Origin of the sequence: Actinophytocola sp. NPDC049390 (genome assembly GCF_044466355.1) — a bacterium.
Classification (GTDB): Bacteria; Actinomycetota; Actinomycetes; order Mycobacteriales; family Pseudonocardiaceae; genus Actinophytocola.
On sequence record NZ_JBITMQ010000002.1, the window covers coordinates 493,683 to 509,223 of the forward strand.

General features: G+C 71.4%; 16 protein-coding genes. 8 read left to right on the plus strand and 8 right to left on the minus strand.

Annotated elements, in window-relative coordinates:
• Positions 1-9: 9 nt before the first annotated feature.
• The 3 genes from ACIBVP_RS08485 to ACIBVP_RS08495 all read left to right on the plus strand — a co-directional run bounded on the left by ACIBVP_RS08485 (position 10) and on the right by ACIBVP_RS08495 (position 3,139).
• Positions 10-933, plus strand: a complete 924-nt coding sequence (locus ACIBVP_RS08485) for a LysR family transcriptional regulator (protein ID WP_396105377.1) — start codon at positions 10-12, stop codon at positions 931-933.
• 99 nt (positions 934-1,032) lie between these two features.
• Positions 1,033-2,430, plus strand: coding sequence for an OFA family MFS transporter (locus tag ACIBVP_RS08490; protein ID WP_396105378.1), 1,398 nt, complete (start codon positions 1,033-1,035; stop codon positions 2,428-2,430).
• Between the two features lie 493 nt (positions 2,431-2,923).
• Complete coding sequence (locus tag ACIBVP_RS08495) at positions 2,924-3,139, plus strand: hypothetical protein (protein WP_396105380.1); 216 nt, start codon at positions 2,924-2,926, stop codon at positions 3,137-3,139.
• On the opposite strand, the gene ACIBVP_RS08500 is transcribed toward ACIBVP_RS08495, so the two are convergent.
• Positions 3,129-3,668 (minus strand): TetR/AcrR family transcriptional regulator, encoded by a 540-nt coding sequence (locus ACIBVP_RS08500; protein ID WP_396105381.1) that lies wholly within the window; start codon positions 3,666-3,668, stop codon positions 3,129-3,131. The genes ACIBVP_RS08495 and ACIBVP_RS08500 overlap by 11 nt on opposite strands.
• Positions 3,665-3,988 (minus strand): DMT family transporter, encoded by a 324-nt coding sequence (locus tag ACIBVP_RS08505; RefSeq protein ID WP_396105382.1) that lies wholly within the window; start codon positions 3,986-3,988, stop codon positions 3,665-3,667. The genes ACIBVP_RS08500 and ACIBVP_RS08505 overlap by 4 nt, the downstream gene beginning before the upstream one ends.
• Before the next feature lie 65 nt (positions 3,989-4,053).
• Here ACIBVP_RS08505 and ACIBVP_RS08510 point away from each other — a divergent pair, with 65 nt between their 5' ends.
• The gene (locus ACIBVP_RS08510; RefSeq protein WP_396105383.1) at positions 4,054-5,187 is read left to right on the plus strand and encodes a mandelate racemase/muconate lactonizing enzyme family protein; all 1,134 of its coding nucleotides are present in this window, start codon (positions 4,054-4,056) and stop codon (positions 5,185-5,187) included.
• 52 nt (positions 5,188-5,239) lie between these two features.
• Here ACIBVP_RS08510 and ACIBVP_RS08515 read toward each other — a convergent pair whose 3' ends face one another.
• Both ACIBVP_RS08515 and ACIBVP_RS08520 read right to left on the minus strand, forming a co-directional pair.
• Positions 5,240-6,202, minus strand: coding sequence for a TIGR03557 family F420-dependent LLM class oxidoreductase (locus ACIBVP_RS08515; RefSeq protein ID WP_396105384.1), 963 nt, complete (start codon positions 6,200-6,202; stop codon positions 5,240-5,242).
• Positions 6,202-6,750 (minus strand): type 1 glutamine amidotransferase domain-containing protein, encoded by a 549-nt coding sequence (locus ACIBVP_RS08520; RefSeq protein ID WP_396105385.1) that lies wholly within the window; start codon positions 6,748-6,750, stop codon positions 6,202-6,204. The genes ACIBVP_RS08515 and ACIBVP_RS08520 overlap by 1 nt, the downstream gene beginning before the upstream one ends.
• 108 nt (positions 6,751-6,858) lie before the next feature.
• On the opposite strand from ACIBVP_RS08520, the gene ACIBVP_RS08525 reads away from it, so the two are divergent.
• Positions 6,859-7,482, plus strand: coding sequence for an alpha-ketoglutarate-dependent dioxygenase AlkB (locus ACIBVP_RS08525; protein WP_396105386.1), 624 nt, complete (start codon positions 6,859-6,861; stop codon positions 7,480-7,482).
• An 82-nt stretch (positions 7,483-7,564) separates the two neighbouring features.
• Here ACIBVP_RS08525 and ACIBVP_RS08530 read toward each other — a convergent pair whose 3' ends face one another.
• Positions 7,565-8,698, minus strand: coding sequence for an epoxide hydrolase family protein (locus tag ACIBVP_RS08530; RefSeq protein ID WP_396105387.1), 1,134 nt, complete (start codon positions 8,696-8,698; stop codon positions 7,565-7,567).
• A gap of 63 nt (positions 8,699-8,761) precedes the next feature.
• On the opposite strand from ACIBVP_RS08530, the gene ACIBVP_RS08535 reads away from it, so the two are divergent.
• Together ACIBVP_RS08535 and ACIBVP_RS08540 are read left to right on the plus strand one after the other, a co-directional pair.
• On the plus strand, positions 8,762-9,724 hold the full coding sequence (locus ACIBVP_RS08535) for a helix-turn-helix transcriptional regulator (RefSeq protein ID WP_396105388.1): 963 nt from the start codon (positions 8,762-8,764) through the stop codon (positions 9,722-9,724).
• A gap of 124 nt (positions 9,725-9,848) precedes the next feature.
• On the plus strand, positions 9,849-10,457 hold the full coding sequence (locus ACIBVP_RS08540) for a hypothetical protein (protein ID WP_396105389.1): 609 nt from the start codon (positions 9,849-9,851) through the stop codon (positions 10,455-10,457).
• 29 nt (positions 10,458-10,486) lie between these two features.
• Here the strand turns inward: ACIBVP_RS08540 and ACIBVP_RS08545 are convergent, their stop codons facing one another.
• Positions 10,487-10,768, minus strand: coding sequence for a metal-sensitive transcriptional regulator (locus ACIBVP_RS08545; protein ID WP_396105390.1), 282 nt, complete (start codon positions 10,766-10,768; stop codon positions 10,487-10,489).
• A 172-nt stretch (positions 10,769-10,940) separates the two neighbouring features.
• Here ACIBVP_RS08545 and ACIBVP_RS08550 point away from each other — a divergent pair, with 172 nt between their 5' ends.
• Positions 10,941-12,686, plus strand: a complete 1,746-nt coding sequence (locus ACIBVP_RS08550) for a gamma-glutamyltransferase family protein (RefSeq protein ID WP_396105391.1) — start codon at positions 10,941-10,943, stop codon at positions 12,684-12,686.
• Here the strand turns inward: ACIBVP_RS08550 and ACIBVP_RS08555 are convergent.
• Complete coding sequence (locus ACIBVP_RS08555; protein WP_396105392.1) at positions 12,683-14,113, minus strand: aldehyde dehydrogenase (NADP(+)); 1,431 nt, start codon at positions 14,111-14,113, stop codon at positions 12,683-12,685. The genes ACIBVP_RS08550 and ACIBVP_RS08555 overlap by 4 nt on opposite strands.
• Before the next feature lie 2 nt (positions 14,114-14,115).
• On the minus strand, positions 14,116-15,525 hold the full coding sequence (locus ACIBVP_RS08560; protein WP_396105393.1) for a PLP-dependent aminotransferase family protein: 1,410 nt from the start codon (positions 15,523-15,525) through the stop codon (positions 14,116-14,118).
• Positions 15,526-15,541: the final 16 nt, after the last annotated feature.

Below are 15,541 nucleotides of genomic sequence, written 5' to 3' on the forward strand. Positions count from 1 at the left end.
GCTCTGCCCATGTTGCTGCGCCAGCTGGAGTACCTGAGCGCGCTCGCACGCGAGGGGCACTTCGGGCGGGCGGCCGAGGCGTGCCACGTGTCCCAGCCCGCGTTGTCGGCGGCCATCCGCAAGCTGGAGGCCGAGCTGGACGTCCGGATCGTGCAGCGCGGCCAGCGGTTCGAGGGGTTCACGCCGGAGGGCAAGCAGGTCCTGCTGTGGGCGCACCGCATTCTCGCCGAGCAGGACGCGCTGCGCCACGAGCTGGCCAGCATGCGCGGCGGCCTTTCGGGCGTGCTGCGCATCGGCGCCATCCCCACCGCGCAGACGATCGCGTCGCTGCTCACGACGCCGATGTTCTCCGATCACCCGCAGGTGCGCGTGTCGATCGAGTCGTTGTCGTCGCGGGAGATCGTGCACCGGCTCGCCGAGTTCGACCTCGACATCGGGTTGACCTATGTGGACGGTGAGCCGCTCGGCACGGTCCGGGTCGTGCCGCTCTACCGCGAGCGCTACCTGCTGCTCACCCCCGCGGGCGGGCCGTTCGCCGAGCGGGACTCGGTCGGGTGGGGCGAACTGGTCGACACCCCGCTGTGCCTGCTGTCGTCGGTGATGCAGAACCGGCGGATCCTCGACCGCAACTTCGCGGAGGCGGGGGTCACGGTGACCCCGTCGGTGGAGGCGGACTCGGTCTCCGCGATCTACGGGCACGTGGCGACCGGCCGGTGGTCGAGCGTGATCGCGCACGCGTGGCTCCACCTGTTCGGGGTACCCGAGGGCCTGAAGGTGGTGCCCTTGGACCGACCACACATGACCACCCAGGTCGGGCTCGTGCTCGCGGACCGCGACCCGGAACCGATGCTGGCCCGTGCGCTGCTCGACGCCACCAGTCGCGTCGACCTCCAGGACAAACTGGACCAACTTCTCACCAGATACGTCCGATAGACAGTGATTATCGGCCCATCAACCAAATTACTTTGACCTTCAACCACTTCCCTCAGTAGGTTTCGCCACGATCATCCAGGCGGCACACGGAGGTGCGTCTTGGCTGTCCTGTCGTTCCTCGACCGTGAACACACGGTTGCGAAGCCGGGCTACAGCAGATGGCTGATCCCGCCGGCCGCGCTGGCGATCCACCTCTGCATCGGCCAGGCGTACGCGACCAGCGTCTACAAGAACGCCCTCGTCGCGCACTTCGACACGAGCCTGACCGCCATCGGGATCATCTTCTCGATCGCCATCGTCATGCTCGGCGTGTCCGCGGCCGTCATGGGCACGTGGGTCGAACGGGTGGGTCCGCGCGCGGCGATGTTCACCTCCGCGTGCTTCTGGGCGTCCGGTTTCCTCATCGGCTCGCTCGGCATCGCCACGACGCAACTGTGGCTCGTGTACCTCGGTTACGGCTTCATCGGCGGCATCGGTCTCGGCATCGGCTACATCTCGCCGGTGTCCACGCTGATCAAGTGGTTCCCGGACCGCCCCGGCCTCGCGACCGGCATGGCGATCATGGGGTTCGGCGGCGGTGCGCTCGTCGCGTCGCCCCTGTCGCGGCAGCTGATGTCGTTGTACGACAGCGACTACGACCCGTCGAACTCGCAGTCGGTGGCGTCGGGCAGCTCGGTCGCCATGCTGTTCCTCACGCTCGGCATCGTCTACTTCGTCGTGATGATGTTCGGCGTCTTCAACGTCCGCGTCCCGGCCCCGGGCTGGCAGCCGGAGGGCTTCGACCCCTCGAAGCTCAAGTCGAAGCCGCTCGTCACCACCTCGCACGTGTCCGCGGCCAACGCGATCAAGACCCCGCAGTTCTGGCTCCTGTGGACGGTCCTGTTCTGCAACGTGACCGCGGGCATCGGCATCCTGGAGCAGGCGAGCCCGATGATCCAGGACTTCTTCCGCGAGGGCGGCACGTCGGCGGTGGCCACCACGGCCGCGACCGCGTTCGTCGGCCTGCTCTCCATCTTCAACATGGCCGGCCGGTTCGCGTGGTCGTCCACATCGGACTTCATCGGTCGCAAGCCGACGTACGTGATGTACCTCGGCGTCGGCATGGTGCTGTACTTCCTGCTCGCCGTGGCCGGGCACAGCGCCACCGCCGTGTTCGTGCTGCTCGCCGGTGTCATCATCTCGTTCTACGGCGGCGGTTTCGCCACCGTCCCGGCCTACCTGCGCGACCTGTTCGGCACCTACCAGGTCGGCGCCATCCACGGCAGGCTGTTGACCGCGTGGTCGGCCGCCGGCATCGCGGGACCGCTGATCATCAACGGCTTCCTCGACGCACAGGGCAAGCCGGGCGAGCTCGTCTACAGCGACTACCGGCCCGCGCTGTTCACGATGATCGGCGTGCTCGCGGTCGGCTTCGTCGCCAACCTGCTGGTGCGCCCGGTGGCGGCGAGGTTCCACGAGGCCGAGCACACCGACGCGTTCGCGGAAGCCGACAAGTGACCGTCCACACGCGAAAGGACGACGCGATGTCCGAGACACAGACCCAGACCCCACGCCTGGTGATCTCCTGGCTGGTCGTGGGGATCCCCATCGTCTACGCGCTGTACCAGACAATCAAGTCGATCCTGCCCCTGTTCGGCGGCTAGGCCACGACACGTGTTTCTGCCCGCGCCGCCTCGACCGGCGACCGGCCGACCCGGCACGGTCCTTCTACCGCTACCGGCACCAACGGCGCACCCAGGCACGCGTGCTCGGGTGCGCCGTTGGTGCCGCTCGACGTGTCCGGTCGCGTCGAGCTGCTCGGCATGGTCAGTGCCCACGAGTGGCGGGTGAACGGGTGTCCTCGCCGCGGTGCTGTCCCGCCGTGGCGTGCCGAACGTGATCGCCTGCGACGTCTCGTCGCGGGCGGTGGCGTGCGCACGGGAGAACCTCGCCTCGTCGTCGTTGGCGGCGCGCGATGTCGACCTGTTCCCGCCGGAGCGTGCGGAGACGCATGCTCGCCGGTTTCGTCGACGGGCTCGGCGCGCACCTCACGGCGGGCGGCGAGGGCTGGCTCATCCTGTCCGACCTCGCCGAACGGTTCGGGCTGCGCACCCGCGCGGAGCTGCTCGACCGGGCCGGACTGCGGGTCGTCGGGCGGATGGACACCTCGCCACGGCAACGGAACGCCCGCGACGAGACCGTGACCCTGTGGCGGCTCAGCCGGTGACGAGCCGCTCGACGCCGGCGCGCAACGCGTCGGCGTCGAGCGGTTTCTCGGTCACGAGCGCCTGCATGAGGTGGCCGTCGATGAGCGCGGCGAGCGCGAACCCGCGGTCCTTGCCCGCGAAACGGGCGCAGATGCCGCGCAGCCCGTCGATCCACAGCTCGGCCACCGGTCGCAGTTCCGGCGACCGCGCCGCCGCGAGGTACAGCTCGTACTCGACCAGCACCCTCTCCCGGTCCTGGAGGTAGCGCGCGGCCAGGTCGACGAACGTGTCCGCCACGTTCGCGCTCACGGTCAGCTCCTCGGCCCACGCCTCGAGGTCGGCCCGCGCGTACTCGATCGCCTCCCGCAGCGCGGCGGCGACGAGGTCGTCCAGGGTCGGGAAGTAGTAGGTGGTCGACCCGAGCGGCACCCCGGCCAGCTGGGCGATCCGGCGGTGGGTCACGTTGCCGACGCCGACGTCCGCGATCGCCCGCACGGCGGCGGTCACGATCGCACGGCGTCGTGCCTCCGGGTCGCGTCGCGCGGTCAATGCGCACCTCCCAGGTTGAGCACCACCACGCCGCCGATGACGAGCAGCACGCCCGCGATCTTCTGCACGGTGACCGGCTCGTTCAGGAACACCGCGCCGATCGCGACGATCGCCGCCGTACCGAGACCGGACCACATGGCGTATGCGACGCCGACCGGCAGCTCGTGCCTGACCGCCCAGGCCAGCGCCGCGAACGAGGCCGCATAGCCGGTCAGGCAGGCCACGGTCGGCCAGAGCCGCGTGAACCCCTCGGTGGACTTGAGCAGGCTCGTCGCGACGACCTCGAAGCTGATCGCGGCGAGCAGGAACACATACGGCATCGGTGCTACTCCCAGTAATGTACATCTGTACTAGTACGAATGTACACCACGATAGGCTTAGCCGGGTGCGCACAGGAGACCGAATTGATCGAGTCCGGCTGTCACTGGTGTATCTGCCGCTGTCGTCGCCCATCAGCGACGAGAAGGCGCCGTCCGGCCGCCGCCGGCCGGTGACCGAGGTGGCGTTCCTCTTCGCGGAGTTAGGCACCACCGACGGGCACGCGGGACTCGGCTTCAGCTACGCCACCCGGGCCGGTGGGCCCGGCCTTTACGCGCACGCCAAGGAGATCGTGCCGCTGCTGCTCGGCGAGGACCCCAACGACGTCGGCCGGGTGCGGGAGAAACTCGTGGCGGCCGGGGCCTCGGTGGGGCGCACCGGGCTCGCCGCGCAGGCGATCGGGGCCGTCGACGTCGGCCTCTGGGACCTGAAGGCCAAGCGCGCGAACCTCTCGCTGGCCAAACTGCTGGGCACGCACCGCGACGCCGTGCCGTGCTATGCCACGACCGGCGGAACCCTTTCGGTGTCGGTCAACGAGGTCATCGAGAACGCGAAACGGGCACTCGCGCAGGGTGTGGGCGGCCTCCAGGTCGCGGTCGGCGCGCCGACCGGGGCACAGGACCTCGAGAAGATCCGCGCGGTCCGCGAAGCGGTCGACGGCGAGGTGCCGCTCATGGCGAGCGCCGACCACCACTGGACCCGCGCGCAGGCCGCGCGGACCGGCCGCCTGCTCGACGAGCTGGACCTGACCTGGCTCGCGGACCCGCTCGACCCGCGCGACACCACCGGCCACGCGGCACTCGCGGCCGCGCTCGCCACGCCGATCGCGGCGGGTGCCGCGCTCACCGGCGTCGACGAGCACTGGCGGCTGATGTCGGCCGACGCGGCGGGCGTGCTCCAGCCCGACGTGGCCGCGGTCGGCGGCATCACGCCGTTCCTGCGCGTCGCCGCGCTGGCCGACCAGTACCACCTGACGCTCGCCCCGCACTTCACGACCGAACTGCACGTCCACCTCGCCGCCGCCTACCCGGGCACCGCGTGGGTCGAGCACGTGGACTGGGTCGCGCCGCTGTTCAACGAGAAGCTGATCGTCGAGAACGGCACGGTGCTCGTGCCGGACCAGCCCGGCATCGGCCTCACGCTGAGCGAGCGCTCCCGCGTGTGGACCACCGACCGGATCGAGTTCGCCGAGTCCGTTTGAGAGGGCGCGCGAACAGGGTCGGTGGCGCCGCCATGCCCTGTTCGCGCGCCCGCTAAGCGCGCAGCGCGGGCAGGACCCGTTCCTTCGCCGCGGCGAGGAACGGGTCCTGGTGCTCGCCGCCGATCTGCACCAGCGCGATGTCGGTGAACCCGGCGTCGACGAAGGGCTTCACGGCCGCGACGACCGCGTCCGGGTCGGTGCCGCACGGGATGTTCTCCGCGACGTCGTCCTTCGTCACGAACTGGGTGGCCGCGGCGAACCCCGCGGGGCCGGGCAGCTCGGCGTTGACCTTCCAGCCACCCGCGAACCAGCGGAACTGCTCGTGGGCCCGGGTGATCGCGGCGTCGCGGTCGTCGTCCCAGCAGATCGGCAGCTGGGCGATCTTGCGCGTGCCCTCGCGGGCGGTGCGGTCCCACTCCGTGCACAGCTCGGCACCGGGTTCGACCGCGATCATCGCGTCGGCGAGCGGAGCGTACCGCCGCACCGACTGGTCGCCGGAGACCGCGACCGCGATCGGCACGCGCACCTCGGGCAGGTCCCACAGCTTCGCGGAGTCCACCCGGAAGTGGTCGCCCGTGAAGCTGACGTACCCGCCGTCGAAGAGCGCCGAGATGATCTCGACGGCCTCGGTGAGCATCTCGTGCCGGATGTTCACCGGCGGCCAGCCGCGGCCGACGACGTGCTCGTTGAGGTTCTCCCCCGCTCCGAGCCCGAGCGTGAACCGCCCCTCCGACAACAACTGCACGGTCGCTGCCTGCTGGGCGACGACAGCGGGGTGGTACCGCATGATCGGACACGTCACGTAGGTCATGAGCTCGACCCGTTCCGTCGACTGGGTGACGGCGCCGAGCGTCGCCCACGCGTTCGGGGCGTGCCCCTGTTCGTCCAGCCACGGGAAGTAGTGGTCGCTCATGACCTCGAAGTCGAACCCGGCCTGCTCCGCCTCGTGCGCGTGACGCACCAGCGCACGAGGCGGAGCCTGCTCGGTCATGAGGGTGTAGCCGAAGCGGGTCATCAGACGTGCACGCCTTCGGCGATCTCCTCGACAGCCTTGGCGCAGAACGCGTCGAGGTCGTCGGGCCCGCGACTGGAGACCAGGCCGTTGTCCGTGACGACCTCCTGGCCCACCCACGTCGCGCCGGCGTTGCGCAGGTCGGTCTTCAGCGTCGGCCACGACGTCATCGTCCTGCCGCGCACCGCGTCCGCCTCGGCGAGCACCCAGCCGCCGTGGCAGATCACCGCGATCGGCTTGCCCGCGTCGACGAACTGGCGGACGAACCGGACGGCCCGCTCGTCACCGCGCACGAAGTCGCCGTTGGCGACGCCACCCGGCAGGACCAGCGCGTCGTAGGCGTCCGGACTCGCGTCGTCGACGACCTTGTCCACGTGCCTGGTGTCGCCCTTGTCGAGGTGGTCGAAGGCCCGGATGTCACCCGCGGCGAGGGACACCAGCTCCGGCCTGCCACCTGCCTCGGTGACCGCCTGCCATGGCCGGTCCAGCTCCACCTGCTCGACCCCGTCGGTGGCCAGGAAGGCGACCCTCTTGCCGTCGATCGCGGGCATGCTCGCTCACCCTTTCGTCCGTGAGTCTTCCCCGACCACGCGGCTACCCGGCCACCTTCGGGTTAACCATCTCGCTCACGTGTTCGAAATGGGTGTACGGTGGTCGCCATGTCCGCACTGCAAGGCTCTCTGCTCGACGACCTCGACGAGGTCGGGCTCCGTTCGTTGTCCCCGATCCGCCGCACCGACCTGTCCGACGGCGCGTGGGTGGACGTGCGGCCGGGCTGGTTGACCGGTGCGGGCACGTTGTTCGACCGGCTGGCCGCGGGTGTGCCGTGGCGGGCGGAACGCCGCCGGATGTACGACCGGCGCGTCGACGTGCCACGCCTGCTCTGCTTCTACGACGAGGACGCGACACTGCCGGACCCGGTGCTGACCAGGGCCCGGGACGAGCTGAGCAGGCACTACGCGAACGAGCTCGGCGAGCCGTTCCGCACCGCTGGGCTGTGCTACTACCGCGACGGCCGCGATTCCGTCGCCTGGCACGGGGACCGGATCGGCCGGGGCAACACCGAGGACACGATGGTCGCGATCGTCTCCGTCGGCGCGCCCCGGGCGCTGTTACTCCGGCCGCGCGGAGGCGGCAGGACCCTCCGCTACGCGCTCGGGCTCGGCGACCTGATCGTCATGGGCGGCTCGTGCCAGCGCACGTGGGAACACGCGGTGCCGAAGACGGCGAAACCGGTGGGGCCGAGGATCAGCATCCAGTTCCGGCCACGTGGCGTCCGCTGACGCGCGGGTGGGACGCGTCCCACCGCACGCGCGTGGTTCCGGCACGCACTGCCGCGTACCGGAACCACGTTCAGCTGAGCCGTCACTCGTTCCCGGCGAGCAGGTCACCGTAGAACCCGCGCAGGTCGGCGACGAGCACGTCGGGCGCCTGGTGCGCCGCGTAGTGCCCACCGACGGTGTACTCGTGCCACGACACCACGTTCTTGTGGTCACGGTCGACGAACCGGCGGATGGACTTGAAGTCGCCCGCGAAGGAGGCGAGCGCGAGCGGCACGGTGGTCGGTTCGGTCGGCGAGTCCGCGTGCGCGTTCTCGTAGTAGAACCGCGCCGATGACGCCGACGTACCTGTGAACCAGTAGATCGCCATGTTCGTGAGCGCGAACTCGACGTCGACCGCGTCGCCGAACAGCTGACCGTTCCATCCGATCAGCCCGGTCGGCGAGTCAGCGAGCGCGTGGGCGAGCGTCTGCGGCTGCTGGCCCTGGAGCTGACCGAACGCGCCCATGTTCTCGTGGAACCACTGCAGGTGCGCCATGGCGGCCTGCTCGTCCTCCGTCATGCCCTCGAACTCGGCGGGATCACCGCTGGGGAAGGAGAAGATCTGGGTCACGTGTACGCCGACCACGTGCGTCGGGTCCACCCGGCCGACCTCGGGGGAGATCATCGAGCCGCCGTCGTTGCCGACCGCGCCGTAGCGGGAGTAGCCGAGCCGCCGCATCAGCTCGGCCCACGCACGGGCGACGCGCTGGACGTTCCAGCCCCTGTCCCTGGTGGGGCCGGAGAACCCGAATCCGGGGACCGACGGGATCACGACGTCGAACGCGAGCGCCGGGTCGAGCCCGTGGGCCCTCGGGTCGGTCAGCGGCCCGATGACGTCGAGGTACTCGACGATCGAACCCGGCCAGCCGTGGGTGAGGACCAGCGGGAACGCGTCCGGCTCCGGCGAGCGGACGTGCAGGAAGTGCACGTTCTGCCCGTCGATCTCGGTCGTGAACTGCGGGTGGGCGTTGAGCTTCCGCTCCCAGGCACGCCAGTCGTAGGTGTTGAGCCAGTGGTCGGCGAGCCGCCGCACGTAGTCGACACCGACGCCGTAGTCCGACCCGGCGTCGGGCAGCTCCTCGGTCCAGCGGGTGCGGGCGAGCCGGTCACGGAGGTCGTCGAGGTCGGCCTGCGGGACGTCGACGCGGAAGGGGCGGATCTCGGTGCTGTTGGTCATGACAAGAACGTTAGGAGGCTATTAGGCAGGGTTCGTTCCTAATGTGGTGGCAGACTTCGGGACATGCTCGAAACCTCGGCGAGACTCCTCCGCCTGCTGTCGCTGCTGCAGACTCCCCGCGACTGGACGGGTGCGGAACTGGCGGACCGGCTGGACGTCAGCCCGCGCACGATCCGCAACGACGTGGAACGGCTCCGCACCCTCGGCTACCCGGTCCACGCCACCCGCGGCAACGTGGGCGGCTACCGCCTGGGCGCGGGCGCGCAGCTTCCGCCGCTGCTGCTCGACGACGAGGAAGCCGTGGCGGTGGCGATGAGCCTGCGCACGGCCACGAGCGGCGCGATCGAGGGCGTGGCGGAGACGTCGCAACGAGCGTTGGCGAAGCTGGAGCAGGTGCTGCCGTCGCGGCTGCGCATGCGCGTGCACGCGCTGCAGAGCCAGACGGTGCCGGTCCCCCGCTACGACAACACCCCGACGGCGTCCCCGGACACGCTGACCGCGCTGGCCCTGGCCTGCCGGGACCACGAAACCCTGCGCTTCGACTACGAGACACACGGTGGCGGCGCGGCCCGCAGGAAGGTGGAGCCCTACCGCCTGGCGAACTGGGGCCGCCGCTGGTACCTGGTCGCCTACGACCTGGAGAAGGCGGACTGGCGCACCTTCCGCGTGGACCGGATGGAGCCGCCACGGCAACCGACCGGTCCGCGGTTCACGCCGAGGGAGCTACCGCGGGAGGACCTGGCCGCCTACGTGGCGGGCCGGGTGTCGGCAGCGGCATGGCGCCACCGAGCCCACGTGACCGTCCACGCCCCGGCGCCGGACGTGGTGGCGAGGATCAACCCCGCGGTGGGCGTGGTGACCGCGATCGACGAGTCCACGTGCGCACTGGACACCGGCGCCGACACCATCGCGTCGCTGGCCGTCCACATCGGACTACTGGGTGTCGACTTCGAGGTGACCGACCCACCGGAACTCGTGGCACACCTGAGAGAACTGGCCGCCCGCTACCACCGAGCGACCACCTGACCCCGACCTGTGGCGATCTTTGTCTCAGCGAACCCTCAGTCGCGTTGTGCGAGCGTCACGGGCGGACATCCGATGAGGACCGGCGCGGGCATCTGGCCCGTGCCCGCACGAGAACGGAACGATCATGACTGCCGCGGTGCCGGTACCAGCGCGTCACCAGGATCCGCCGCGCGCGGACACGAGCACCGGCCACCGGCTCGCGTGGGTGCTCGCGCTGTCGGCGTTCATCTACGCGAGCTACCGGGCCTACTACGCGCTCGGCGGTACCGCCGGCATGTTCGGCGAGCCGGTGTCCGATGCGGAGTTCCGCGCCATCAACGCCGTCGGCGCGGCGATCATCCTCGTCGCCGCGATCCTGCCGCCCGTCGCCGTGCGTACCCGGCTGCGCCGCGCACTGCCGGCACTCGGCTGGCTCGCGGCCGTCGGCTGCTGCACCCACGCGCTGGTCAACATCACACTGCGGGTCTTCAGCCTCACCGGCGTGCACCCCACGGTCCTTCCCTCGGACGTGTGGCGGTCCTACGACCGGCACGCCTCCGACCTCCAGGACCTCCTGCTGAACGAGCCGTGGTTCCTGGCCGAAGGCCTGCTCTGGGCAGCGCTCGGCCTCGTGTTCGTCGCCGCGTCACGCCGCCGGGCGTGGGTCCTGTCGGCCGCTGCGGCCTGCCTGGCGCTGTCGGTGGTCGGCGTGCTCAGCGGGCTCGACGTGATCGGTTCCTTCCGCGTCGGCTGACGCGGTCGGGGCTTCGAGACCGGAGCGCGCTACGACCGGACCAGCCGAGCGATGGCCTCGCTGGCCTCGCGGACCTTCTCGTCAGCGTCCTTGCCGCCGTCGGCGAGCGCCTGGGCGACGCAGTGCTTGAGGTGTTCGTCCATCAACCCGAGTGACACCGCCTGCAAGGCCTTCGTGGCGGCCGAGATCTGGGTCAGCACGTCGATGCAGTACTCGTCGTTCTCGACCATACGCTGCAGGCCGCGGATCTGGCCCTCGATGCGGCGGAGGCGCTTGAGGTAGCCGTCCTTGTCGCTGGTGTAGCCCCGCATCCGACGTTCCCTTTCCCGCTGTTTCCCGGTCCCCACCACTCAGCATACCCGCCGGGGGTACCGGCGTCGATGCGTCGGTCGTCAGCCTAACGTGGGCGGAGTCCCGCGCGGGGCATGAATCGCGCTCGGACGTCCTTGCCTTTCGCCCATGCCTCCCGGCTAACGTGACCACGTGTTCACCACCCGGCCGGAGCTCGCCGGCACCTTCGGCATGGTTGCCTCCACCCATTGGCTCGCGTCCTCCTCGGGCATGGCGGTCCTCGAGCGTGGCGGCAACGCCTTCGACGCGGCCGCGGCCGCGGCCTTCACGTTGCACGTGTGCGAACCGCACATGAACGGGCCGGGCGGCGAGGTGCCCGCGATCTTCGCCACCGCGGCCGACCCCACCCCGCGAGTCCTCTGTGGACAAGGGGTCGCGCCGGGGGCGGCCACCCCGGCGCGGTTCCGTGAGCTGGGATTGGACCTCGTGCCGGGCACCGGGCTGCTCGCCGCCACCGTGCCCGGTGCGGTCGGTGCCTGGCTGACGCTGCTGCGCGACCACGGCAGCATGCCGCTGCGGGACGTCCTCGGCTACGCCATCGGGTACGCCGAGCACGGGCACCCGGTGGCACCCGCGGTCGTCGACGTGATCACCGTCGTCGAGCAGCTGTTCCGCACCCACTGGCCCACGTCCGCCGACCTCTGGCTGCCGGTGCCCGCCGCGGGCGGGCTCATCCGCAACCCGGCACTCGCCGCCACCTACCGGCGGCTGGTCGACGAGGCCGAGGCCGCGGGAGGCGACCGGGAACGGCAGCTCGACGCCGCCATCACCGCGTGGTACGAGGGGTTCGTCGCCGAGGCCATCGACGCGTTCTGCCGCACCGCGGTCGTCGACGAGTCCGGGCGGCCCAACAGCGGGCTGCTCACGGGCGCCGACCTCGCGGCGTGGCGGCCGGGCTACGAGCCGACGGTGAGCCAGGACGTGTTCGGCTGGCAGGTCCACAAGGTCGCCGCCTGGAGCCAGGGTCCGGTCCTGTTGCAGCAGCTCGCGATGCTGGAGGCGCTCGGCGAGCACCCCGGCGCGGCGTCCGCCGACGAGATCCACCGCGTCGTCGAGGTCGCGAAGCTCGCCTTCGCCGACCGGGACGCGCACTTCGGCGACGGCGCCGACCTCACCGCACTGCTCGACCCGGCGTACCTCGCCGAGCGGGCCCGGCTCGTCACCGACGAAGCCGGGGCCGCCGGGCGCAACGGTCTCGGGCGGCTCCCCCGGTACGTCCTCGACGGCGCCGAACCCGTCGCAGCGGCCGGGCTCGGCATCGGCGAACCGACTCTCGCGGTCTCCCCGCAGGGCACGACCCGCGGCGACACCTGCCACCTCGACGTGGCCGACCGGTGGGGCAACGTCATCTCCGCGACCCCGTCCGGCGGCTGGCTCCAGAGCTCGCCGACCATCCCCGAGCTGGGCTTCTGTCTCGGCACCCGCGCGCAGATGTTCTGGCTGGAGGACGGCCTGTCCGCCACGCTCGCGCCCGGCAAGCGGCCACGCACGACCCTGTCCCCGTCGTTCGCGACGCGCGACGGCGTGCAGCTGTCGTTCGGCACGCCGGGCGGTGACCAGCAGGACCAGTGGCAGCTGGTGTTCTTCCTCAACCACGCCGTGCACGGCATGGACCTGCAGGCCGCGATCGACTCACCGACCTGGCACACGTCGTCGTTCGCGTCGTCGTTCTACCCGCGGCAGACCGGCACGCAGCTGCTGCTCGAGGCCCGTGCCGCCGACGCGGCCGACGAGTTGCGGCGACGCGGCCACCACGTCGAGATCGTCGACAGCTGGTCGCTCGGGCGCATGTCCGCGATCTCCCGGGACACCGAGACGGGGCTGCTCCGCGCCGCCGCCAACCCGCGCGGCATGCAGGGCTACGCGGTGGGGCGTTAGCGGCTGACGACACCGTCGACGCGGCGCGGCACACCGAGCGGGTTGCCGTCGCGCAGCACCTCGGGCAGCAGCGCCTGCGGCATGTTCTGGTAGACGACCGGCCGCAGGAACCGGCGCAGCGACGTGGTGCCCACCGAGGTGTGCCCCGGCATCGTGGTCGCCGGGTACGGGCCGCCGTGCTGCATCGCGTACGTCACGGACACACCCGTCGGCCAGCCGTTCCACAGCACGCGGCCGACGCGTTCGGTCAGCAGCGCGACCAGCGGCTCGACCTCCTCGTCGTCGAGCGAGCCGTGCACGGCGGCGGCCAGCTCACCGGTGAACGCCCGCGCGCACGCCACCAGCTCGTCGGCCGACGAGTACCGCACCACCATCGAGGTCGGCCCGAAGCACTCGACGAGCAGTTCGTCCCGTGCGGCGAGGAAGTCCGCCGCGTCACAGCCGAGCAGTGTCGGCGCGACGCCCGACCCCGCCACCAGGACCCGCACGGCTGGGTGCGACCGCAGCGTGTCGAGGGTCGAGGAGTACCTGGCGGCGATGCCGTCGTTCAGCAGCGGCTCGGCGACGCGCCCGGACAGTGCCTGCTGCGCGTAGGCCTCGAAGTCCGCCGCGGCGGACGCCGGCACGAACACCAGGCCCGGCTTCGTGCAGAACTGGCCCGCGCCGAGTGTGTAGGAGGCGACGTAGCCCTCCGCGATCCCCTCGACCCGCTCCCGCGCGGCCGACGCGGTCACGAACACCGGGTTCACACTGCTCATCTCGGCGTGGAACGGGATGGGCTCCGGCCGTGAGCAGGCCAGGTCGAACAGGGCGCGGCCGCCCTGCAGCGACCCCGTGAACGCGCCTGCCCTGATCCGGGCGTCGAGCACGAGCGCGCGCCCCTCCTCAAGCCCGTGGACGACGCCGAACACGCCGTCCGGCAGGCCCGCCGCCGACAGCGCGCCGGTCACCAGTTCCCCGACCCGGTCGCTCAACAGCGGATGCCCGGGGTTGGCCTTGAGCACCACCGGGCAGCCGACGGCGAGCGCGGCGGCCGTGTCCCCGCCCGCGACGCTGAACGCGAACGGGAAGTTCGACGCGGCGAACACCGCGACCGGACCGACCGGGACCAGCATCCGCCGCAGGTCGGCACGCCCGCCCGCAGGCCAGCAGGTGTCCGGCGAGTCGACGGTGACCGACAGGTAGCCGCCCTCGACGACCGTCTCCGCGAAGAGCCGCAGCTGGAAGGTGGTCCGTTCCAGCTCGGCGTACAGCCGGGGTTTCTCGGGCAGGTTCGTCTCCCGGTGCGCGAGCGCCACCAGCTCACCCGCGGCCGCGTCCAGCACGTCGGCCACGCGCCGCAGCGCCGTCGCCCGCAGGTCCGCCGACGTCGCGGCGAACGGCGCTCGCGCGGCGGCCACCCCGGTCAGCACGGTTTCCAGCGACACTCTCACCACACCTCATCCAGCAGTCGCAAACCTTCTTCGATCCGGTCCAGGTCGATCCGGCCGTAGCCCAGCGCGATCCCGGGCCGGCCCGGACCGAACCCGTGGTACTCGGCGAGGTCGGCCACGCCGACGCCGGCCGCGGCGGCCCGCTCTACGAGCGCCGTCACGTCGACGTCACCTGTCGGCCAGGCCGCGAGGTGCAGCCCGGCCGTCGACGGCACCACCTCGAGCCGATCGGCGAAGTCCCGGCGCAGCACGGTCAGGATCATGGTCCGTCGCGCCGCGTACTCGCGGGTCACGCGTCTCAGGTGGCGCACGAACAGCCCGTCGGCCATGAACCCCGCCATGGCGCCCTGGTTCGTGGTCTCGGACTGGAGGTCCGCCAACCGTTTCGCCGCGCGCAGTGCGTCGAGCAACGACGGCGGCGCGACCAGGAACCCGAGCCGCAGCATCGGCAGCATGGTCTTGGAGAACGACCCGACGTAGAGCACGCGGTCGCCGCGATCGAGGCTGTGCAGTGGTTCGAGTGGCCGGTCGGCGAAACGGAACTCGCTGTCGTAGTCGTCCTCGACGATCACGGCGCCCGCGTCCCGGGCCCACTCGAGCAGCGCGGTCCGCCGGTCGAGCGACATCGGCGGGCCGAGCGGGAACTGGTGCGACGGCGTCGTGTACACCAGGCGCGTGTCGACCGGGAGTGCTTGCACCACAACACCTTCGGCGTCGACGGGCACGCCGGCCAGCCGCGCGCCGTGAGACGCGAACAGCTCGCGCGCAGGTGGGTAACCGGGCTCCTCGACGGCCACCCGGTCCCCCGGCGCGAGGAGCACGCGCGCGACGAGGTCGAGCGCCTGCTGGGTGCCGTTGGTGACCAGCACCTGCTCGGCGGACACCCGCACGGATCGCGACAGGCCGACATGCCGGGCGATCTCGGCACGCAGCCCGGGGTGCCCGGCCGGATCGCCGTACAGCGTGTCGGCGGCGGTGACGTCGCGGAGCTGGCGTGCGACCTGCCTGCGCCACGCCGCCATCGGGAACCGGCTCGTGTCGGGCACGCCGACGCCGAAGTCGTACGGTGGCCGCCGCGTGGATGCCCGCGGAGTGGCCAGTCCCCGCCACACCGGCCTGGGTGGCACGGCGCCGGGTCCGGTCGCCGTCGCCGGGGCGGGAGCGGGCGGGTTGGCGCACACGAACGTGCCCGCGCCGACCCGGCCGACGAGGAATCCCTCCGCGGTCAGCCGCTCGTAGGCCAGCGCCACGGTGTTGCGGGAAACGGCCAGCCGACGGGCGAGCTCCCTGGTCGGGGGCAGCTTCTCGCCGGAGCGCAGACGGCCGTCGACGACCGCCTCGTGCAGCTGCCGGTAGATCCGGGCGGACAGGTCGCCGCGCCCGGCCAGGCTGACGTGGAACTCCACCGGTCCAGCCTACATT